Source organism: Xylophilus sp. Leaf220, assembly GCF_001421705.1.
Classification (GTDB): Bacteria; Pseudomonadota; Gammaproteobacteria; order Burkholderiales; family Burkholderiaceae_C; genus Xylophilus.
Map to the genome: position 1 here is coordinate 254,213 of NZ_LMKO01000012.1, position 19,917 is coordinate 274,129.

15 protein-coding genes are annotated in these 19,917 nt (G+C 67.7%); 10 read left to right on the plus strand and 5 right to left on the minus strand.

Annotated elements, in window-relative coordinates; all coding sequences use genetic code 11:
* Window positions 1–17 precede the first annotated feature (17 nt).
* The 3 genes from purL (at window position 18) to ASE76_RS09880 (ending at window position 6,063) form a co-directional block, all read left to right on the plus strand.
* Window positions 18–4,115, plus strand: a complete 4,098-nt coding sequence (gene purL / locus ASE76_RS09870) for a phosphoribosylformylglycinamidine synthase (RefSeq protein ID WP_055838416.1) — start codon at window positions 18–20, stop codon at window positions 4,113–4,115.
* 174 nt (window positions 4,116–4,289) lie between these two features.
* Window positions 4,290–5,252, plus strand: coding sequence for a DUF808 domain-containing protein (locus tag ASE76_RS09875; protein ID WP_055838419.1), 963 nt, complete (start codon window positions 4,290–4,292; stop codon window positions 5,250–5,252).
* 61 nt (window positions 5,253–5,313) lie between these two features.
* Window positions 5,314–6,063, plus strand: a complete 750-nt coding sequence (locus ASE76_RS09880; protein ID WP_055838422.1) for a heparan-alpha-glucosaminide N-acetyltransferase — start codon at window positions 5,314–5,316, stop codon at window positions 6,061–6,063.
* 626 nt (window positions 6,064–6,689) lie between these two features.
* On the opposite strand, the gene ASE76_RS09885 is transcribed toward ASE76_RS09880, so the two are convergent.
* The 5 genes from ASE76_RS09885 to ASE76_RS09905 form a co-directional block, all read right to left on the minus strand.
* Complete coding sequence (locus tag ASE76_RS09885; RefSeq protein ID WP_055838425.1) at window positions 6,690–7,475, minus strand: peptidylprolyl isomerase; 786 nt, start codon at window positions 7,473–7,475, stop codon at window positions 6,690–6,692.
* A gap of 114 nt (window positions 7,476–7,589) precedes the next feature.
* Window positions 7,590–7,862: a BolA family transcriptional regulator gene (locus ASE76_RS09890; RefSeq protein ID WP_055838428.1), complete on the minus strand. Its 273-nt coding sequence runs from the start codon at window positions 7,860–7,862 to the stop codon at window positions 7,590–7,592.
* Complete coding sequence (locus ASE76_RS09895; protein ID WP_055838431.1) at window positions 7,859–8,401, minus strand: septation protein A; 543 nt, start codon at window positions 8,399–8,401, stop codon at window positions 7,859–7,861. The genes ASE76_RS09890 and ASE76_RS09895 overlap by 4 nt, the downstream gene beginning before the upstream one ends.
* A 70-nt stretch (window positions 8,402–8,471) precedes the next feature.
* A complete protein-coding gene (gene msrB, locus ASE76_RS09900) occupies window positions 8,472–8,900 on the minus strand; it encodes a peptide-methionine (R)-S-oxide reductase MsrB (RefSeq protein ID WP_055838433.1) in 429 nt (142 codons plus the stop codon).
* Window positions 8,897–10,384, minus strand: coding sequence for a YdiU family protein (locus tag ASE76_RS09905; RefSeq protein ID WP_055839244.1), 1,488 nt, complete (start codon window positions 10,382–10,384; stop codon window positions 8,897–8,899). The genes msrB and ASE76_RS09905 overlap by 4 nt, the downstream gene beginning before the upstream one ends.
* Before the next feature lie 184 nt (window positions 10,385–10,568).
* On the opposite strand from ASE76_RS09905, the gene ASE76_RS09910 reads away from it, so the two are divergent.
* The 7 genes from ASE76_RS09910 (at window position 10,569) to ASE76_RS09940 (ending at window position 19,914) form a co-directional block, all read left to right on the plus strand.
* The gene (locus tag ASE76_RS09910; protein WP_055838436.1) at window positions 10,569–12,209 is read left to right on the plus strand and encodes a 3-(methylthio)propionyl-CoA ligase; all 1,641 of its coding nucleotides are present in this window, start codon (window positions 10,569–10,571) and stop codon (window positions 12,207–12,209) included.
* Window positions 12,210–12,339: 130 nt separating this feature from the next.
* Window positions 12,340–13,572: a branched-chain amino acid ABC transporter substrate-binding protein gene (locus tag ASE76_RS09915; RefSeq protein ID WP_055838439.1), complete on the plus strand. Its 1,233-nt coding sequence runs from the start codon at window positions 12,340–12,342 to the stop codon at window positions 13,570–13,572.
* 116 nt (window positions 13,573–13,688) lie between these two features.
* Window positions 13,689–14,642, plus strand: coding sequence for a branched-chain amino acid ABC transporter permease (locus ASE76_RS09920; protein ID WP_055838442.1), 954 nt, complete (start codon window positions 13,689–13,691; stop codon window positions 14,640–14,642).
* 155 nt (window positions 14,643–14,797) lie between these two features.
* Window positions 14,798–16,099, plus strand: a complete 1,302-nt coding sequence (locus ASE76_RS09925) for a branched-chain amino acid ABC transporter permease (protein WP_055838445.1) — start codon at window positions 14,798–14,800, stop codon at window positions 16,097–16,099.
* Window positions 16,100–16,172: 73 nt separating this feature from the next.
* On the plus strand, window positions 16,173–16,964 hold the full coding sequence (locus ASE76_RS09930) for an ABC transporter ATP-binding protein (protein WP_156362636.1): 792 nt from the start codon (window positions 16,173–16,175) through the stop codon (window positions 16,962–16,964).
* A 1-nt stretch (window position 16,965) separates the two neighbouring features.
* On the plus strand, window positions 16,966–17,661 hold the full coding sequence (locus ASE76_RS09935; RefSeq protein WP_055838450.1) for an ABC transporter ATP-binding protein: 696 nt from the start codon (window positions 16,966–16,968) through the stop codon (window positions 17,659–17,661).
* Window positions 17,662–17,802: 141 nt separating this feature from the next.
* Entirely contained in the window at window positions 17,803–19,914 is a 2,112-nt protein-coding gene (locus ASE76_RS09940; protein WP_055838453.1) for a 3-hydroxyacyl-CoA dehydrogenase NAD-binding domain-containing protein, read from the plus strand.
* The last annotated feature ends 3 nt before the right edge of the window (window positions 19,915–19,917 follow it).

Consider the following 19,917-nt stretch of genomic DNA (forward strand, 5'->3'; position numbering starts at 1 on the left):
TCCAACAGGCCGCCCCCGTGACCTTGCCCACCCCGACCCCGCTCGCCATCACTTCCTTCGACGGCGGCAACGCGCTGAGCGAATTCCGCGTCCGCCAGCTGCTGCCGCGCCTGCAGGCGGTGCATCCGCGCATCGACGGCATCTCGGCCCGCTTCGTGCACCTGGTGCTGTCGGATGCTGCGCCAGGCGCCGACGACCATGCCCGCCTGGCGGCCCTGCTGACCTACGGCGACCCGTACGCCGCGCCGGCCGGCGCCGACAGGCCGGGCCAGGGCACGACCATCGTCGTGGCGCCACGCCTGGGCACCGTGTCGCCCTGGGCCTCCAAGGCCACCGACATCGCGCACAACTGCGGCCTGGCGGTGCGCCGGGTCGAGCGCATCGTCGAATACCGCGTCCATCTGAAGCAGCCGCTGCTCGGCAAGGCGACGCTGGACGACGGCCAATCGGTGGCGCTGGCCGGGTTGCTGCACGACCGGATGACCGAGTCGGTCTTCTTCGACCGGGCCGAGGCCGCCGCGCTGTTCACCGAATTGCAGGCCGCGCCGATGGAGCAGGTCGACGTGCTGGGCGGCGGCCGTGCCGCGCTGGTGGCGGCCAACGCCACCTTCGGCCTGGCCCTGGCCGAAGACGAGATCGACTACCTGGTCGATGCCTTCACCGGGCTGCAGCGCAACCCGACCGACGTCGAGCTGATGATGTTCGCCCAGGCCAACAGCGAGCACTGCCGCCACAAGATCTTCAACGCCCAGTTCGTGATCGACGGCCAGCCGCAGCCCGACAGCCTGTTCGGCATGATCCGCAACACCCACAAGCTGCACCCCGCGCATACGGTGGTGGCGTACTCCGACAACGCCTCGGTGATGGAAGGCCATACCGTCGAGCGATTTCTGGCGAAAAGTGCCTCTGGCCAGGACGGTGCGCCGGCCTACAGCTACCAAAAAGATAGCAATCTGCAGCATGTGCTGATGAAGGTGGAGACGCACAACCACCCGACCGCCATCTCGCCGTACCCCGGTGCCTCGACCGGCGCCGGCGGCGAGATCCGCGACGAAGGCGCCACCGGCCGAGGCTCCAAGCCCAAGGCCGGCATGACCGGCTTCACCGTCTCCAAACTCTGGCCGGGCGACGACGACTTCGGCCGGCCGGCGCACATCGCCAGCCCGCTGCAGATCATGACCGAGGGCCCGCTGGGCGGCGCCGCGTTCAACAACGAGTTCGGCCGGCCCAACCTGCTGGGTTATTTCCGCGAGTACGAGCAGACGGTCGCGAGCGACATCGACACCGTCCGCCGCGGCTACCACAAGCCGATCATGATCGCGGGCGGCCTGGGCACGATCGACGCGGCCCTCACGCAGAAGATCGAATTCCCCGCCGGATCGCTGCTCATCCAGCTGGGCGGCCCCGGCATGCGCATCGGCATGGGCGGCAGCGCCGCCAGCTCGATGGCCACCGGCGCCAATGCGGCCGAACTGGATTTCGATTCGGTCCAGCGCGGCAATCCCGAGATCGAGCGCCGTGCGCAGGAGGTCATCAACCACTGCTGGCACCTGGGCGCCGAGAACCCGATCCTGGCGATCCACGACGTGGGCGCCGGCGGCTTGTCGAACGCCTTCCCGGAGCTGACCAACGATGCCGGCCGCGGCGCGCGCTTCGACCTGCGGGCGGTGCCGCTGGAGGAATCCGGACTGGCGCCCAAGGAAATCTGGTCCAACGAGAGCCAGGAGCGCTACGTGCTGGCGATCGCACCCGAATCGCTGGCCCGGTTCCAGGCCTTCTGCGAGCGCGAGCGTTGCCCGTTCGCGGTGGTGGGCGTGGCGACCGACGCCCGCCAGCTCGTCGTCGGCGACCACGTTCCCCTGTCCGAAAGCCCCCTGCCGCCAGCGGGCGAGGGCGCCCCGGCCTGGGCCGTCGACATGCCGATGAACGTCCTCCTCGGCAAGCCTCCCAAGATGCTGCGCGATGTGAAAACCGTGCAACGCAGCTTCCGGCCGCTGGAGCTGACCGGCGTCGCCCTGCAGGACGCGGCCATCGCGGTGCTCTCGCACCCCACGGTCGCCTCCAAGCGCTTCCTGATCACCATCGGCGACCGTACCGTCGGCGGCCTGACCCACCGCGACCAGATGGTCGGCCCGTGGCAGGTGCCGGTGGCCGATTGCGCGGTCACGCTGGCCGACTACGCCGGTTTCGCGGGCGAGGCGATGGCGATGGGCGAGCGCACCCCGCTGGCCGCGCTGGACGCGCCCGCATCGGGCCGGATGGCGGTGGCGGAGGCGATCACCAACCTGCTGGCCGCCCCGATCGAGCTGCCGCGGGTCAAGCTCTCGGCCAACTGGATGGCCGCCTGCGGCGAGCCCGGCGAAGACGCGGCGCTCTACGCGACGGTGAAGGCCGTCGGCCTGGAGCTGTGCCCCGCGCTGGGCGTGTCGATCCCGGTGGGCAAGGATTCGCTGTCGATGCGTACCCAGTGGCAGGACGGCGGCACCGCCAAGAAGGTCACCTCGCCGGTCAGCCTGATCGTGTGCGCCTTCGCCACCCTGGCCGACGTGCGCGGCACGCTCACGCCGCAGCTCGACGCGGCCGAGGCCGACACCACCCTGGTGCTGGTCGACCTGGGCCGTGGCCGGCACCGCATGGCCGGCTCGATCCTGGCGCAGACCCTCTCGCAGACCGGCTGCCCGGTGCAGGACGGCGTGCCCGACCTGGACGATCCGCAGGATCTGGTGAACCTCGTCGCGGCGGTCAATGCACTGCGCACCGAAGGCAAGCTGCTGGCCTACCACGACCGCAGCGACGGCGGCCTGTTCGCCGCCGCGGTCGAGATGGCCTTCGCCGGCCATGTGGGCGTGGCGCTCAACGTGGACCTGCTGGTGACCGAGGGCGACGGCATCTCCGACAGCCGCGCCGAATACGGCGACGCCAAGAACTGGGCCGGCCAGGTGAGCGCCCGGCGCGAGGAACTGACCCTCAAGGCGCTGTTCAGCGAAGAGCTGGGCGTGCTGCTGCAGGTGCGCACCGCGGACCGCGACGCGGTCATGCAGGCCCTGCGCGTCCACGGTTTGTCGAAGCACAGCCATTTCGTCGGCAAGACCCGGCCTGCCAGCTCGCCGATGGAAGCCGGCAAGGGCAAGCTCGAAGTCTGGCGCGACGCCAAGTCGGTGTTCAGCGCCACGCTGGCCGACCTGCACCAGGTGTGGGACGCCGTCAGCTGGAAGATCTGCGCCGAGCGCGACAACCCGGCCTGCGCCGATGCCGAGCATGCCGCCGCCGGCGATCCGGCCGACCCGGGCCTGCACTGGCATGTGCCGGCCGCGGCGCTCGCGCCCCAGGCACCGGCCATCGTCGGCACCGCCCGGCCACGCGTGGCGATCCTGCGGGAGCAGGGCGTCAACTCCCATACCGAAATGGCCTATGCCTTCGACGCGGCCGGCTTCGAATCGGTCGACGTGCACATGACCGACCTGCAATCGGGCCGTGCTGCGCTGTCCGACTTCCGCGGCGTGGTCGCCTGCGGCGGATTCAGTTATGGCGACACGCTGGGCGCCGGCATCGGCTGGGCCCGCAGCATCACCTTCAACCCGCAGCTGGCAGACCAGTTCGCCGCCTTCTTCGGCCGCACCGACACCTTCGGCCTGGGCATCTGCAACGGCTGCCAGATGTTCGCCGAGCTGGCCGACATCATCCCCGGTGCCGCTGCCTGGCCGCGTTTCACCACCAACCAGAGCGAGCGCTTCGAGGCCCGCCTGGCGATGGTCGAGGTGCTTGAGTCGCCCAGCGTCTTCCTGCAGGGCATGGCCGGCTGGCGGCTGCCGATCGCGGTGGCGCACGGCGAGGGCTACGCCAACTTCGCGCGCCGGGGCGACCCGGCCACCGCGCTGGCCGCGCTGCGCTTCGTCGACAACGCCGGCCAGGCCACCGAGCGCTATCCGTTCAACCCCAACGGCAGCGCCGGCGGCCTGACCGGCGTGACCACGCCCGACGGCCGCTTCACCGCGCTGATGCCGCACCCCGAGCGGGTGTTCCGCAACATCCAGATGAGCTGGACCGGTGGCGACGCCGCGGCGCCGAGCCCGTGGCTGCAGCTGTGGCACAACGCGCGGCGCTGGGTCGGCTAGCGCGGACGACGCGGCCTGCGCCAGGGCCGATGCTTGCAGCGGGCTGACGCCAGGGAGCCGATACGCGCCGATGGCTGACAGGCGGCCGACCGCACCGCGGTTCTAATCCCGCGTCGAACCCCGTCAACCCGGCGCACCGCCCTGCCGCTGCGCCCTCCCACAAGGAAACTCCCCATGGCCGGAGCCAGTCTGCTCACCCTGCTCGACGACATCGCCGCGATGCTCGACGACGTCGCGCTGATGACCAAGGTGGCCGCCAAGAAATCGGCCGGCGTGCTGGGCGACGATTTGGCGCTCAACGCCCAGCAGGTCTCCGGCGTGCAGGCGGCACGAGAGCTGCCGGTGGTCTGGGCGGTGGCGAAGGGCTCGATGCGCAACAAGGCGATCCTGGTCCCCGCGGCCCTGGCGATCAGCGCGTTCGCACCCTGGCTGGTCACGCCGCTGCTGATGCTCGGCGGCGCCTTCCTGTGCTACGAGGGCGTCGAGAAGCTGGTCCACGTGGCCCGGCACCGCCGCGGTTCCAATGCACACGCGGCAGAGGGCGCCACGGCAGCCCACGCCGCTGCGGCCCCGGCTGCGCTGGCGCACGGCGCGGCGAATGACTCCAAGGTCAACCTCGCGAGCGACGACCAGCCCCTGCTGATGGAGAAGGAAAAAGTTCAGGGCGCGATCCGCACCGATTTCATCCTGTCAGCCGAGATCATCGCGATCACCCTGGGCGCCGTGGCCGGAGCCCCGTTCGTTCAGCAACTGGCGGTACTGGTGGGCATCGCGGTCGCGATGACCGTCGGCGTGTACGGCCTGGTGGCCGGCATCGTGAAGCTGGACGACCTGGGCCTGTACCTGAGCCAGCGCGCCAGCGCGGCGGCCCAGGGTGCCGGCCGCACGATCCTGGCGGCGGCGCCGTACCTGATGAAGGCGCTGTCGATCGCCGGCACCGCGGCCATGTTCCTGGTGGGCGGCGGCATTCTGGTGCACGGCGTGCCGGCGCTGCACCACATGGTCGAGGGCTGGGGTGCGTCCGGCGGCATCGCCTCGGTGTTGCCGATGCTGGGCAACGCGGCCATCGGCGCGGTGGCTGGCGCCATCGTGCTGGCGGCCGTCACCGGCATCCAGAAACTGCGCAAGCGCGCCTGATGCGGCGCTCTGCAGAAGTCCCGGGCGGCGGGGCAGGGCTGCTGCTCTAGACTCGTCCGCCATGGACACTGTTGCCCGCTATGAACGCGTCGACGCACTGCGCGGCCTCGCCGTGGTGTGGATGACGGCGTTTCATTTCTGCTTCGACCTCAACTACCACGGCTTCTGGCGCCAGAACTTCCTGGGCGATCCGGTCTGGACGGCGCAGCGTACCGCCATCGTCAGCCTGTTCCTGTTCTGCGCGGGCCTGGGCCAGGCGATCGCGGTGAAGCACGGGCAGGGCTGGCCGCGTTTCTGGCGGCGGTGGGCCCAGGTGGCCGTGTGCGCGGTGTTGGTCACGGCCGGCTCGTACTGGATGTTTCCCAGGACGTTCATCTACTTCGGTGTACTGCACGGCGTGGCGGCGATGCTGATCGTCGCCAGGCTCACGGCGGGGGCGGGCGGCTGGTTATGGCCGATGGGAGCGCTGGCGATCGCATTGCCGCCGGTCGGTGCCGCGTTGCTCGAAGGTTCAGCCTGGAGCGCGGTGTTCAACGGTCGGTCCTTGAACTGGCTCGGACTGGTCACGCAGAAGCCCGCGACCGAAGATTACGTACCGATGCTGCCGTGGATCGGCGTCGTGTGGTGGGGTATGGCGGCCGGCCAGTGGGTCATGTCCCGACGGCCTGGGTGGATGATGGGGAGCGCTGCGCCGGGTGCTCGCAACGCGGCTAGCCCACTGGCGTGGCTGGGGCGGCACAGCTTGCCTTGGTACATGCTGCACCAGCCCGTGTTGCTGGGGCTGGTGGGTCTGGCGGCTTCGTTGCGCTAACTTTTGGATCGAATGATGCTGTGGTCGGCTTGCGGAGACGATGTTTAGCTATTGAATTGATAGCGTAAGGATTGGCAGGCAGCGATTGTCGGGCAGCGTGTGACGCCGTTGCGCTGATAGTTGGGTGGGTCGGTTCAGCCGTGCTTGCGCGGCGCTGGGGGCCGTGATCGCCGGGTAACCCCCTCCGCGAATGTCCCCCGCCTTCGGCTCCTCCTTTATTTCGCTGCGGGGGTCACCCGACACTCCCGGCCCTGGACGCGTCGCGTCGTGCGGGTCGAATCAGTGACTGGCGCTGTTCGCTGGTACCGTGTGTGCATCGACGTCTATCGAAGCAAGCAGTGCCCATCGCAAGCGCCCGCCTCACCACCGTCGATCAAGCACCCGAAAGGGATCGTGCCGATGGCGTGCTCTGCGCAGCGAAATAAAGGAGGAGCTGCGGGCGCAGCCCGTTGCGGGGGACATTCGCGGAGCAGAGTACGCCGTCGGCGCGAGTCCGGACCAAGCCCACAAGACAATACTCGCTCTGGCAATCCCAGAACCGCCAAATCCAAAAACGAAAAACGGCCCCGAAGGACCGCTCCAAACCGGCACCCCGAAAGGCCCGACCAGAAAAACCGAAAGACCGATTACTCGACCTTGGCCTTCGCGCGCAGCTCTTCCTGGTACTTGGCGAGCTTCTGGCCTTGCAGTTGCTGCATCAGCTGCGGCTTGACTTCGTCGAACGACGGCAGCTTGGCTTCGCGGGTGTCGTCCAGGCGGATGACGTGGTAGCCGAACTGGCTCTTGACCGGTGTGTCGGTGACCTGGCCCTTCTTGAGCTTGACCAGGGCTTCGGTGAACTCCTGCACGTAGCTGCTAGGGTTGGCCCAGTCAAGCTCGCCGCCGTTGGCGCCGGAGCCGGTGTCCTTGGATTGCTTCTTGGCGATGTCCTCGAACTTGGCACCCTTCTTCAGGCGGGCGATGATGTCCTTGGCGTCGCTTTCCTTCTCGACCAGGATGTGGTGGGCCTTGTATTCCTTGCCGCCGTTGGCTGCGACGACCTTGTCGTACTCGGCCTTGGCTTCCGCATCGGTCACCGGGTTCTTGGCGACCCAGCCGGCGAACAGGTCACGGATCAGCACGGTCTGGCGGGCCAGTTCCATCTGGTTCTTGAAGTCTTCGGTGCCTTCCAGGCCCTGCTTCTGCGCTTCCTGCAGGAACACTTCCCGGGCGATGACCTCGTCCTTGATCTGCTGCTCCACCTCAGGCGTGATCGGGCGGCCCGACTTGGCGACCTGCTGGCTCAGCACGTCGGCGCGCGACTTGGGCACGGCCTTGCCGTTGACCACGGCGATGTTCTGGGCGAAGGCCGGCAGGGCCAGGGCGGCTGCGACGGCGACGAGCGCCAGGCGGGACGTACGGTTTTTTTGCATGGTTGTTTCCTCGAAAGTCCTGGAATGATGGGAAGGGATTGGAGGGGTCCGCGAGCGCCGCAAGCGCGGCAGCGGGAAATGCCGCGAGGGCAGGGAACGAGGGAAGTTGGTGCCTCAGGAGGTTTCGATCGCCAGCGCATGCACGCCCTGGTCGATGAAATCGCGCAGCGCATCATACACAAGGCGATGTTGCGCCACGCGGGCCTTGCCGGCGAAGAGCGGCGTGGCGATCCGCACCCGGAAGTGGGTGCCGAACCCGGTGCCGTTGGCGCCGGAATGGCCTGCGTGGGCGGCGCTTTCGTCGATCACCTTGAGCGCGGTCGGTGCGAGCCGCGAGGCCAGGCGTTCGTGGATCGCGTCTGCCGTCAGGACGAGGGTGGCGCTCATTTCGCGGCCTCCTCGGTATTCATGAACCGGCTCAGGTACAGGGCCTGCACCACCACGAACACGGCCATCAGGCCCATGCCGCCGAAGAGCTTGAAGTTGACCCAGGTGTCCAGGTCGTAGTTGTAGGCCACCCATAGGTTGAGGCAGCCCATCACCGCGAAGAACCCGACCCAGCTCCAGCAGGCGGTGCGCCAGGCGCTGTCGGGCAGCTGCATCTGGGCGCCCATCAGCGACTTGATGAAATTCTTCTTGAAGAAGAGCTGGCCGATGGCCAGGGCGCCGCCCATGAGCCAGTACAGCACCGTCGGCTTCCACATGATGAAGGTCTCGTCGTGGGCCAGCAGCGTGGCACCGCCGAAGAGCACGATCACCCCCAGGCTCATCCACTGCATCGGCTCGACCTTGCCGTTGCGCCAGCGCAGGTAGCCGATCTGCAGGACCGTGGCCGCGATCGCGATGCCGGTCGCAACGTAGATCCCCCAGATCTTGAAGGCAACGAAGAACAGGATGATGGGAAAGAAATCGATCAGCAGTTTCATGCGGTCGCGCCGTGGTCCGGCGATGCGTGGTGCGAAGGCGCGATTGTCGCGCCCCCTGCGGAGCCTCGGCTCAGGTGCCCGAAGCCGGGGTGAAGTCGAGCGAGGCCGAGTTCATGCAGTAGCGCAGGCCGGTGTCGGTCGGGCCGTCCGGAAAGACGTGGCCCAGGTGGGCGCCGCACTGGGCGCAGACCGTCTCGGTGCGCACCATGCCGTGGCTGCGGTCGACGATCTCGCGGATCGCGCCGGGCACGGCCTTGGAGAAGCTGGGCCAGCCGCAGCCGGCGTCGAACTTGGTGTGCGAGTCGAACAGCGTATTGCCGCAGCAGACGCAGTGGTAGCTGCCGTCGGCCCACACCGCGTTGTACTTGCCGGTGAAGGGCCGCTCGGTCGCGGCGTGGCGGGTGATCTCGAAGGCGCCGCGTTCGGCGCCCTTCTGTGCGAGCAGTTCCTTCCACTCGGCATCGGTCTTCTGTACGGCAGTGGCAACGTGTTCGGTCATGAGGAGCAGCTGATTTCTATGGAAGAGGCCCAATCGGGGGGGAAGCCGGCATATGCGTCGAAGCCCGGATGTTCGTCACATGGGGCGGCCAGCAGCCGGCGCAAGGTATGGACTTCCGAGAAGTCTTTTAGTTTCGCCTGCCGGATCGCCTGCTCGCCCAGGTGGTTGCGCAGGACGAACCTGGGATTGGTTTTGAGCATCGATTCGCCTGCCAGTCCGCGGTCCGCGCCGGCCAGGCGCTCCGAATACTGTAGCAACCAGGCATCGAACCGCACACGGTCGATGACCATATCCTGCACCGGCGCATCGGTGGCGCCGGTAACGTGGTGCGACAGGCGGCGCCAGAAGATGGTCCAGTCGGTCCGCTCGGCGGCCAGGAGCTTGAGCAGGCGGTCTATCAGGTCTGCGTCCGTTTCCCGGGCGTCCGTCAGCCCCAGCTTGGCACGCATGCGGCCGAGATAGGCCGCCGGGAACGCGCCGCGGTAGCTTTCCAGCGCTTCCAGCGCGATCTTTTCGGCGTCGATCAGCGGCATCAGCGCCTGGCCCAGGCAGAAGAGGTTCCAGTAGGCGATATTGGGCTGCTGGTTGTAGGCGTAGCGGCCCTGGGTGTCGCTGTGGTTGCAGATGTGCGCCGGGTCGAAGCCGTCGAGGAACTGGAACGGCCCGTAGTCGATGGTCAGGCCCAGGATGCTCATGTTGTCGGTGTTCATCACGCCGTGGCAGAACCCGACGGCCTGCCACTGCGCCACCATCTCGGCGGTGCGCAGGGACACCGCCTTCAGCATCGCCGCATAGGGGTTGCCGCCCAGGTCGACACCGCCCCGGCATTCGGGGTAGTGCCGGTCGATCACATGGTCGGCAAGGCGGCGCAGGTCGTCGATCTGGCCCCGGGCCGCGAAATGCTCGAAATGGCCGAAGCGCACGAAGCTCGGCGCCACCCGCGCCACGATGGCGGCGGTCTCGGTGGTTTCGCGCCGTACCGGCGTGTCGGAGCCGACGATGCACAGCGCGCGGGTCGTCGGAATGCCCAGGCCGTGCATCGCCTCGCTGCACAGGAACTCGCGGATGCTTGAGCGCAGCACCGCGCGGCCGTCGCCGCCGCGGGAGTAGGGCGTGGGGCCGGCGCCCTTCAACTGGATCTCCAACCCGGATGCCGTCTGCCCCAGCGTCAGCGCGCGGCCGTCGCCCAGCTGCCCGGCCCAGACGCCGAACTGGTGGCCGCTGTAGACGGTGGCGTAGGAGGCGGTTCCGGCCGCGGGCCGGTTGCCGGCGAACACGTCCAGCACCGCGGGGTCGTCGAGCGCACCCGGCGCCAGGCCGACCAGCGCAGCGACTGCGGGGCTGGCGTCGACCAGGTAGGGCGGTGCGACCGGGCGTGCGGGAAGTCGGGTGAGGAAGTCGGTGCCGAGCGCTGCGAAACCGGGCTGCCAGGCCAGTCCCAGGTCGATCGCGCCTGCGGACAACGCCTCGGCGCGGTAGGAGATGCCGGCGGGGGAATCGGCAGGGGAATCGGCGGTCGAGGATGTCATCGTTTTATTGTCCCGCACGCATCCATCACGCGTCCGCATGAGGGCAATCCCGTAAGAAGGCCCATGTTGCGCTGCGCAATACTGGTCGCCCGTTGCGCCCGCAACCCACCACCAACGCCATTCAGCCAAAGGACCGTCCATGCTGGGCCTCATGCAAAGCCAACCCCTGCTCATCTCGTCGCTGCTCGAGTTCGCCGAACGCCACCACGGCGACGGCGAGATCGTCTCGCGCCGAGTGGAGGGCGACCTGCACCGCTACACCTACCGCGACCTGGCCCTGCGCGCACGCCAGGTAGCGCGCGCCCTCGACGCGGAAGGCCTGCCGGCCTCGACCCGCGTGGCCACGCTGGCCGTCAACGGTTACCGCCACCTGGAGCTGTACTACGGAGTGAGCGGCTCCGAGCGGGTGCTGCACACGGTCAACCCGCGGCTGCACCCCGACCAGATCGCCTGGATCGCCGGCCATGCAGAAGACCGGATCCTGTTCTTCGACCTGTGCTTCCTGCCGATCGTGCAGGCGGCGCACGCCAAGTGCGGCACCGTCAAGAAGTGGATCGCCCTGTGCGACGCCGACCGGCTGCCGCAGGACAGCGGCATCCCGGGCCTGGAGAGCTACGAGGCCTGGATCGGTGCCCAGCCGGCCACCTACGACTGGCCGACCATCGACGAGAACACCGCCTCCAGCGTCTGCTACACCAGCGGCACCACCGGCAATCCGAAGGCCGTCATGTACAGCCACCGCTCCAGCGTGCTGCATGCGTACGGCTCGGCCCTGCCCGACGTGATGGCGCTCTCGGCGCGCGATGCGGTGCTGCCGGTGGTGCCGATGTTCCACGTCAACGCCTGGGGCATCCCGTACTCGGCCCTGCTCACCGGCTGCAAGCTGGTGTTCCCCGGCGCGGCGCTGGACGGCAAATCGGTCTACGAGCTGATCGAGGCGGAGGGCGTGACCTTCGCCGCCGGCGTGCCGACGGTCTGGCAGATGCTGCTCGGCCACATGAAGCCGCAGGGCCTGCGTTTCTCGACGCTCAAGCGCACGGTGATCGGCGGCTCGGCCTGCCCGCCGGCCATGATCACCGCCTTCCAGGACGACTACGGCGTGGAGGTGCTGCACGCCTGGGGCATGACCGAGCTGTCGCCGCTCGGCACGCTCTGCACCCTGAAGAACAAGCACCTGGCCCTGCCGGCCGAGGAGCAGATGAAGATCCGCATGAAGCAGGGCCGCGCGATCTTCGGTGTCGACATGAAGATTGTCGACGGCGACGGAAACGAGCAGCCGTGGGACGGTCGCACCTACGGCGACCTGTACGTGCGCGGGCCGTGGACGGTCGGCTCCTACTACGGCGGCGACGCCAGTCCGCTGGTGCCGGATGCCCAGGGCCGCGGCTGGTTCCCCACCGGCGACGTGGCCACCATCGACCCCGACGGCTACATGCAGATCACCGACCGCAGCAAGGACGTGATCAAGTCGGGCGGCGAGTGGATCAGTTCGATCGACATCGAGAACATCGCGATGTCGCATCCCTCGGTCGCGATCGCCGCCTGCATCGGCATGCCGCACCCCAAGTGGGACGAGCGGCCGATCGTGGCGGTGGTGCTGCGTCCGGGCGCGGTGGTCACGCGGGAGGAACTGCTGCAGTTCTACGAGGGCAAGACCGCCAAGTGGCAGGTGCCCGACGACGTGGTCTTTGTCGGCGCGATACCGCTGGGAGCCACCGGCAAGATGCTGAAGACCCGGCTGCGCGAGCAACTGGCCGATTACCGGCTGCCGGGCGCCTGATCGCGGCGCGCGCGGGTGGGTCGCCAGCGTTACAGCACGGTCGTTCGCTTAGGGGCATTCCCTGTGCGGCCGGCCGGCCAAGCTTTGTAAGCTGGCCGCGTCGAGTCCATACAACCACAGGAGACAAACCATGCGTCCGATTCCTTCCCTGCTTGCGTTCTGCATGATGGCGGCGAGCACCGGTGCCGCGTTCGCGCAGAGCGGCCAGACCGTCAAGATCGCATGGCTCGACCCGCTGTCGGGCCTGATGGCCGCGGTCGGCACCAACCAGCTCAAGAGCTTCCAGTTCCTGGCCGAGGAGTTCAACAAGAAGAACGCCGCCGGTGTGAAGTACGAGATCATCGGCATCGACAACAAGCTGAGCCCGCAGGAGACCACCAGCGCGCTGCGCTCGGCGATGGACCAGGGCGCCCGTTACGTGGTGCAGGGCAACGGATCGGGCCCGGCACTGGCGATCATGGACGCGCTGGAGAAGCACAACGCCCGCAATCCCGGCAAGGAAGTGCTGTTTCTCAACTACGCCGCGGTCGACCCGGACCTTACCAACAGCAAGTGCAGCTACTGGCACTTCCGCTTCGACGCCGACACCTCGATGAAGATGGAGGCGCTGACCACCTACATGAAGGACCAGCCCGAGATCAAAAAGGTCTACCTGATCAACCAGAACTACTCGCACGGCCAGCAGGTGTCGAAGTTCGCCAAGGAGAACCTGAAGAACAAGCGGCCCGACGTCGAGATCGTGGGCGACGACCTGCATCCGCTGGCCCAGGTGCGCGACTTCTCCCCCTACATCGCCAAGATCAAGCAATCGGGCGCCGACTCGGTCATCACCGGCAACTGGGGATCCGACCTGGCGCTGCTGATCAAGGCCAGCAACGACGCGGGCCTGAACGTCAAGTTCTACACCTACTACGCGGTCACCACCGGCACCCCGACCGCCATGGGTGCCGCGTCCGACGGCAAGGTCTATGCGGTGGGCTACGGCCACTACAACATGGGCGGCGAGATCCAGAAGCTGGCCGACCAGTACAAGGCCAAGTTCAACGACGACCTCTACACCACCGACATCTACACCGTCTATGCCGCCCTGACCGAGGCTTTCGTGCGCACCAAGTCGACCGACCCGGTCAAGGTGGCCGCCGCGATGGAGGGCATGAAGTTCAAGAGCTACAACGGCGACGTCGAGATGCGCAAGAACGACCACCAGCTGCAGCAGGGCCTCTACATCTCGCGCTGGGAAAAGGCGGGCGGCAAGTACCCCTACAGCCCCGAGAACACCGGCTACACCCTGGCCCCGGTGAAATACTACGAAGCTTACGTGGCCAGCACGCCGTCGTCGTGCCAGATGAAGCGCCCGTCCTGAGCGCCGCCTGAACCACCCGGCCCGCCAGGGCCGGCGTCGGCTCCCGGGGCGCGCGCCTTGCGCTCCGGGCCTCCCATCCTGCTCCACACCGGACGCCCACGGCGCTCCCATCACCGATGAATGCAGAGTTCTTCGTCATCTCGCTGCTCAACGGCGTGAGTTATGGCCTGCTGCTGTTCATGCTGAGCTCGGGCCTGACCCTGATCTTCAGCATGATGGGCGTGCTCAATTTCGCGCACACCAGCTTCTACATGCTGGGCGCGTACCTGGCGTATTCCATCTCGCAGGTGGTCGGCTTCTGGCCGGCGCTGGTGCTGGCTCCGCTGGCGGTCGGCCTGCTGGGCGCCGCCTTCGAGCGCTACTGCCTGCGCCGGGTGCACAAGTTCGGCCACGTGCCCGAACTGCTGATCACCTTCGGCCTGTCGTACCTGATCCTGGAGCTGGTGCAGCTGATCTGGGGCCGCTCCACCGTGCCCTACGGCCTGCCGACGCAGCTGCAGGGGCCGCTCTTCACCCTCTACGGCACGCAGTTTCCCAAGTCGCGCTCCTTCATCATGCTGGTGGCACTGCTGATGCTCGCGTCGGTCTGGTTGCTGCTGACCCGCACCCGGATCGGCCTGGTGATCCAGGCCGCGCTCAAGCATCCCGACATGGTCGAGGCGCTGGGCCACAACGTGCCGCGGGTCTTCATGATGGTCTTCGGCGGCGGCGCGGCGCTCGCGGGCCTGGCCGGCGTGATCGGCGGCAACACCTACGTGACCGAGCCGGCGATGGCGGCCTCGGTCGGCTCGATCATCTTCGTGGTGGTGGTCGTCGGCGGCATGGGTTCCCTGGCGGGGGCGTTCCTGGCATCGCTGCTGATCGGGCTGCTGCAGACCTTCGCGGTGGCGCTCGACTGGTCGATGGCCGGCGGCCTGCGCAACCTGGGCATGGCGGTGACCGACCAGACCTTCGGCTGGCCGCTGCTGCGGCTGACCGTGTCGCAGGTGGCGCCGATCCTGCCCTACCTGCTGCTGGTACTGATGCTCATCTTCCGCCCCAAGGGCCTGCTCGGCACTCGGGAGGACTAGGCATGACCCCCAGTCTCCGCGCACTGCGTGTCGCTGCGCCAACCCCCTTGCAGGGGGCGACACCGGTGGCCCGGCGAAGCCGGATCCACGGTGTTTCCGGCCGCGCCGCATCCATACACACAGATCGCGCAGCAGCGTGACGGGAATAATCTGAGATGACAACTGTTTCGACCCACTACCGCTTCCGTCCGCTCAACATCGGCCGCTTCGTGGTGTGGAGCCTGTTCGCGGCGGCACTGGTCGTAGCGCCGATGCTGTTCACCAGCAGCCTGGCGCTGACGATGCTCTCGCAGATCGGCTACCTGATCATCATCTGCCTGTCGTACAACATGCTGCTGGGGCAGGGCGGCATGCTGAGCTTCGGCCATGCGGTCTACACCGGCATGGGCTCCTTCATCGCGGTGCATGCGATGAACGCCGCGGCACGCGAAGGCGGCTTCCACGTGCCGCTGGTGTTGGTGCCGGTCGCGGGCGGGCTGGCCGGGCTGGCGGTGGCGGTGCTGCTGGGCTACGTGACCACCAAGAAGTCGGGCACGACCTTCGCGATGATCACCCTGGGCATCGGCGAGCTGGTCGCGTCGATGGCGCTGATGTTCCCCGAGTTCTTCGGCGGGGAGGGCGGCATCACCACCAACCGCGTCTACGGCGCCAAGTTCCTCGGCTGGGACTTCGGGCCGCAGATGCAGGTGTACTACCTGATCGCCGCCTACTGCTTCGTCTGCACCGGGCTGATGTTCGCCTTCACCGGCACGCCGCTCGGCCGCATGCTCAACGCGGTTCGGGACAACCCGGAGCGGGTCGAGTTCATCGGCTACAGCACCCGGCACGTGCGCTATTTCGCGTTCATCATCGCCGGCTTCTTCGCCGGCGTGGGCGGCGGGCTGGCGGCTATCAACTTCGAGATCGTCACCGCGGCCGACAGCGTGAGCGTGGTGCGCTCGGGCGGCTACCTGCTGTTTACCTTCCTGGGCGGCGCCACCTTCTTCTTCGGGCCAATCATCGGCGCGGTTCTGCTGGTGCTGGCCTCGGTGCTGCTGTCGGAGCTGACCAAGGCCTGGCTGCTCTACCTGGGCATCGCCTTCCTGATCATGGTGATGTATGCGCCCGGCGGCATCGCCAGCCTGGTGATGCTCAACCTGCGGATGGCGCGCTACGGCCGGCTGAGGCCGCTGCTGCCGCACTACGCGGCGCTGCTGGCGGCGATCGTGGTCGCGGTGGCGGGCGGTGCGGCGATGGTCGAGATGCTCTACCACCTGCAGCTCAATGCCGCCGTGGGCCCGCAGCTTGCCTACATGGGCCTGACGCTGCAGGCCGACCGGCCGACGACCTGGCTGGGGGCCGGCGCCTTGTTCGTCGCCGGTGCCGCACTCTTCGAATGGGCCCGCCGGCGCTTCGTCCGGGCCTGGGACGTGGCGCAGGAATCGGTCGAGAAGCAGAGCCGGGGAGCCGCGGCATGAACCCGCGCCCGGCCGTTGCGAAAAAAGCGCGCGCCGCAGCGCGCAGCACGGAGGTTGTCCAATGAGCGCCGTCATGACCGAAAACACCCGCGCGGTCGCCCATCCCGAGGCCACGCCGCCCGCCGTCGAGCTGCGCGACCTGCGCAAGAGCTTCGGCCGCACCGACATCATCCGGGGCGCCAACCTGTCGGTCGCGGCGGGAGAGCGGGTGGCGATCATCGGGCCCAACGGCGCCGGCAAGTCGACGCTCTTCAACCTGATCAGCGGCCGCCTGGTGCCCAGCAGCGGCGAGATCCGCCTGCACGGCAAGCGGATCGAGGGCCGGGCGCCCTACGAGATCAACCGCATGGGCCTGGCCCGCAGCTTCCAGATCACCAACATCTTCCCCAAGCTGAGCGTGTTCGAGAACCTGCGCTGCGGCGTGCTCTGGAGCCTGGGCTACCGCTACACCTTCCTGCGCTTCCTCTCGGGCCTGCACGACGCCAACGCCCGCACCGAGCAACTGGCCGAGCGCATCGGTCTGGCCGGCAAGCGCGACGTGCTGGCGGCCAACCTGACCTACGCCGAACAGCGCGCGCTGGAGATCGGCATCACCATCGCCGGCGGTGCCGACGTGGTCCTGCTCGACGAGCCCACCGCCGGCATGAGCCGCAGCGAGACGCGGCACTTCATCGACCTGATCCGCGAGGTGACCACCGGCAAGACGCTGCTGACGGTCGAGCACGACATGGGCGTGGTCTTCGGCCTGGCCGACAAGATCGCGGTGGTGGTCTACGGCGAGGTGATCGCCTTCGACACGCCCGAGGCGGTCCGCGCCAATCCAAAGGTGCAGGAAGCCTATCTGGGCACGGCGGGAGGCCATTGAGATGCTGAAGATCGAAGGATTGCACGCCTACTACGGCAAGAGCCACGTGCTGCACGGCGTCGCGTTCGACGTGCGGCCGGGCGAGATCGTCGCGCTGCTCGGCCGCAACGGGTCGGGCCGCTCCACCACCGCCAAGGCGATCATGGGCCAGGTCGACTGGCAGGGCAGCGTGCAATGGAAGGGCGCGTCGCTCGCAGGCCGCAAGGCCTACGAGATCGCGCACCTGGGCATCGGCTACGTGCCGGAGAACCGCGACATCTTCCCGCGCCTGACCGTCCACCAGAACCTGCTGCTGGGCCAGAAGGGCAGCGGCGCCGGCAGCCGCTGGTCGTTCGACGACATGTACACCATGTTCCCGCGGCTGAAGGAACGCCAGCACACCGAGGCCGGCGTGCTCTCGGGCGGCGAGCAGCAGATGCTGACCCTCTGCCGTACCCTGATGGGCGACCCCGACCTGATCATCATCGACGAGCCGACCGAGGGGCTGGCACCGAAGATCGTCGAGCTGGTGGGCCAGTACCTCGAGCGCCTCAAGGACCGTGGCCTGTCGGTGCTGCTGATCGAGCAGAAGCTCACGATCGCGATGGAGATCTCCGACCGGGTGCTGCTGATGGGCCACGGCAGCGTGGTCTTCGAAGGCACGCCCGATGCGCTGCGCGCCGACGCGGCCGTCCGCAAGGAATGGCTGGAGGTCTGAGGCGACGCGCCCGGCCCATGTCCTCTGTGGGACATCGCCGGTGGCCGGACCGCAGGCAGGCCCGTAGAATAAAAAAGCACGATCGTTCGCTCTTGGCCCTGGCGCCGGGGGCATTGTCATTTCTCACCAAGGAAGAAGCGCATGACGGCTGAATACCGATTGGACGGCGACGTTGCCGTGATCACCCTGAGCAACCCACCGGTCAACGGGCTGGGACTGTCGACCCGCCAGGGCATCACCGATGCGCTGGCACGCGCCGAAGCCGACGACGCCGTCAAGGCCATCGTGCTGACCGGCGCCGGCAAGGCCTTCTCGGGCGGTGCCGACATCAAGGAATTCGGCTCGCCGAAGGCGGTGCAGGAGCCCAATCTGCTCAGCGTGATCCTGGCGTTGGAGAACACCCGCAAGCCGGTCGTGGCGGCACTGCATTCGGTGGCGATGGGCGGCGGCCTGGAGCTGGCCCTGGGCTGCCACTACCGGATCGCCGCCCCCGGCACGCTGGTTGCGCTGCCCGAAGTGAAGCTGGGACTGATCCCCGGCGCCGGCGGCACCCAGCGCCTGCCCCGGGTGCTGGGCGTGGAGACGGCCCTCAACATGATCGTCTCGGGCGAGCCGGTCAAGAGCGAGCTGCTCAACGGCCTGCCGGGCCAGAAACTGTTCGACCGGCTGGCCGCCTCGGCCGAAAGCCTGCCAGCCGAGGCCGCCGCGTTCGCCCGCGAAGTGGCTGCTAAACACGCCGACGGCAGCGCGCTGCCCCTGGTGCGCAACCTGCCCTGCAAGCATCCGCAGGGCGATGCGTACTTCCAGTTCGCGCGCAACATGGTCAAGGGCATGGCCAAGAACTTTCCGGCGCCGCTCAAGTGCGTGGACGCGGTCGAAGCCGCGACCAAGCAGAAGTTCGACGCGGGCATGGTGTTCGAGCGGGAGATCTTCACCAACCTGATGTTCACCCCGGAATGCAAGGCGCTGCGCCACATCTTCGTATCGGAGCGCGCGGCCTCCAAGATCCCGGACGTCCCCGAGGACACGGCCAAGCGCGAGGTCAAGGCCGTCGGCGTGATCGGTGCCGGCACCATGGGCGGCGGCATCGCGATGAACTTCCTGAATGCCGGCTTTCCGGTCACGATGCTCGAGACGAAGCAGGAAGCACTCGACCGCGGCGTCGCCACGATCAGGAAGAACTACGAAGCCCAGGTCAAGAAAGGCAAGCTCAAGCAGGACAAGTACGAGCAGCGGATGGCGCTGCTGACCACCACGCTGCAGTACGAAGACCTGAAGAACGCCGACCTCATCATCGAGGCCGTGTTCGAAGAATTGGGCGTGAAGGAAACCGTGTTCAAGCAACTGGATGCGGTGGCCAAGCCCGGCGCGATCCTGGCCTCCAACACCTCGACGCTCGACGTCGACAAGATCGCCGCCTTCACGAAGCGCCCGCAGGACGTGGTGGGCATGCACTTCTTCAGCCCTGCCAACGTGATGAAGCTGCTGGAAGTGGTGCGCGGCAAGGAAACCGCCAAGGACGTCCTGGCCACGGTGATGGCTATCGCCAAGAAGATCAAGAAGACGGCGGTGGTTTCGGGCGTCTGCGACGGTTTCATCGGCAACCGCATGATCGAGCAGTACAGCCGCCAGGCGGGCTTTTTGCTGGAGGAGGGCGCCACGCCGCAGCAGGTCGACAAGGCGGTCGAGAGGTTCGGCTTCGCGATGGGCCCGTTCCGCATGGGCGACCTGGCCGGCAACGACATCGGCTGGGCGATCCGCAAGCGCCGCTACGTGGAAAAGCCAGGCCTCAAGTACAGCAAGACCGCCGACCTGCTCTGCGAGCTGGGCCGCTACGGCCAGAAGACCGGCGCCGGCTGGTACGACTACCTGCCGGGCAAGCGCGATGCGATCCCGTCGAAGGTGGTGACCGACATGGTCGAGCAGCACCGCAAGGATCTCGGCATCGCCCCGCGCAAGATCAGCGACGAGGAGATCGTCCAGCGCCTGGTGTACGCCCTGGTCAACGAAGGCGCGCACATCCTGGAGGACGGCATCGCCTCGAAGGCGAGCGACATCGACATGGTGTATCTCACCGGCTACGGCTTCCCCGTCTGGCGCGGCGGCCCGATGCACTATGCCGACCAGGTGGGGCTTTTCAACGTGGTGCAGAGCATGCAGCGCTTCGCGCGCAATCCGCAGGACGATGCCGATTTCTGGCAGCCCGCGCCGCTGCTCGCCCGGCTCGTCGCCGAAGGCAAGAGCTTCAACTAAAGA

What these genes read in the sequence shown, in the direction of transcription:
- ASE76_RS09875 (WP_055838419.1), top strand. Translation starts at nt 4,290, where the DNA reads ATGGCCGGAGCCAGTCTGCTCACCCTGCTCGACGACATCGCCGCGATG.
- ASE76_RS09880 (WP_055838422.1), top strand. Translation starts at nt 5,314, where the DNA reads ATGGACACTGTTGCCCGCTATGAACGCGTCGACGCACTGCGCGGCCTC.
- ASE76_RS09885 (WP_055838425.1), bottom strand. Translation starts at nt 7,475, where the DNA reads ATGCAAAAAAACCGTACGTCCCGCCTGGCGCTCGTCGCCGTCGCAGCC.
- ASE76_RS09890 (WP_055838428.1), bottom strand. Translation starts at nt 7,862, where the DNA reads ATGAGCGCCACCCTCGTCCTGACGGCAGACGCGATCCACGAACGCCTG.
- ASE76_RS09895 (WP_055838431.1), bottom strand. Translation starts at nt 8,401, where the DNA reads ATGAAACTGCTGATCGATTTCTTTCCCATCATCCTGTTCTTCGTTGCC.
- msrB (WP_055838433.1), bottom strand. Translation starts at nt 8,900, where the DNA reads ATGACCGAACACGTTGCCACTGCCGTACAGAAGACCGATGCCGAGTGG.
- ASE76_RS09910 (WP_055838436.1), top strand. Translation starts at nt 10,569, where the DNA reads ATGCTGGGCCTCATGCAAAGCCAACCCCTGCTCATCTCGTCGCTGCTC.
- ASE76_RS09915 (WP_055838439.1), top strand. Translation starts at nt 12,340, where the DNA reads ATGCGTCCGATTCCTTCCCTGCTTGCGTTCTGCATGATGGCGGCGAGC.
- ASE76_RS09920 (WP_055838442.1), top strand. Translation starts at nt 13,689, where the DNA reads ATGAATGCAGAGTTCTTCGTCATCTCGCTGCTCAACGGCGTGAGTTAT.
- ASE76_RS09925 (WP_055838445.1), top strand. Translation starts at nt 14,798, where the DNA reads ATGACAACTGTTTCGACCCACTACCGCTTCCGTCCGCTCAACATCGGC.
- ASE76_RS09930 (WP_156362636.1), top strand. Translation starts at nt 16,173, where the DNA reads ATGACCGAAAACACCCGCGCGGTCGCCCATCCCGAGGCCACGCCGCCC.
- ASE76_RS09935 (WP_055838450.1), top strand. Translation starts at nt 16,966, where the DNA reads ATGCTGAAGATCGAAGGATTGCACGCCTACTACGGCAAGAGCCACGTG.
- ASE76_RS09940 (WP_055838453.1), top strand. Translation starts at nt 17,803, where the DNA reads ATGACGGCTGAATACCGATTGGACGGCGACGTTGCCGTGATCACCCTG.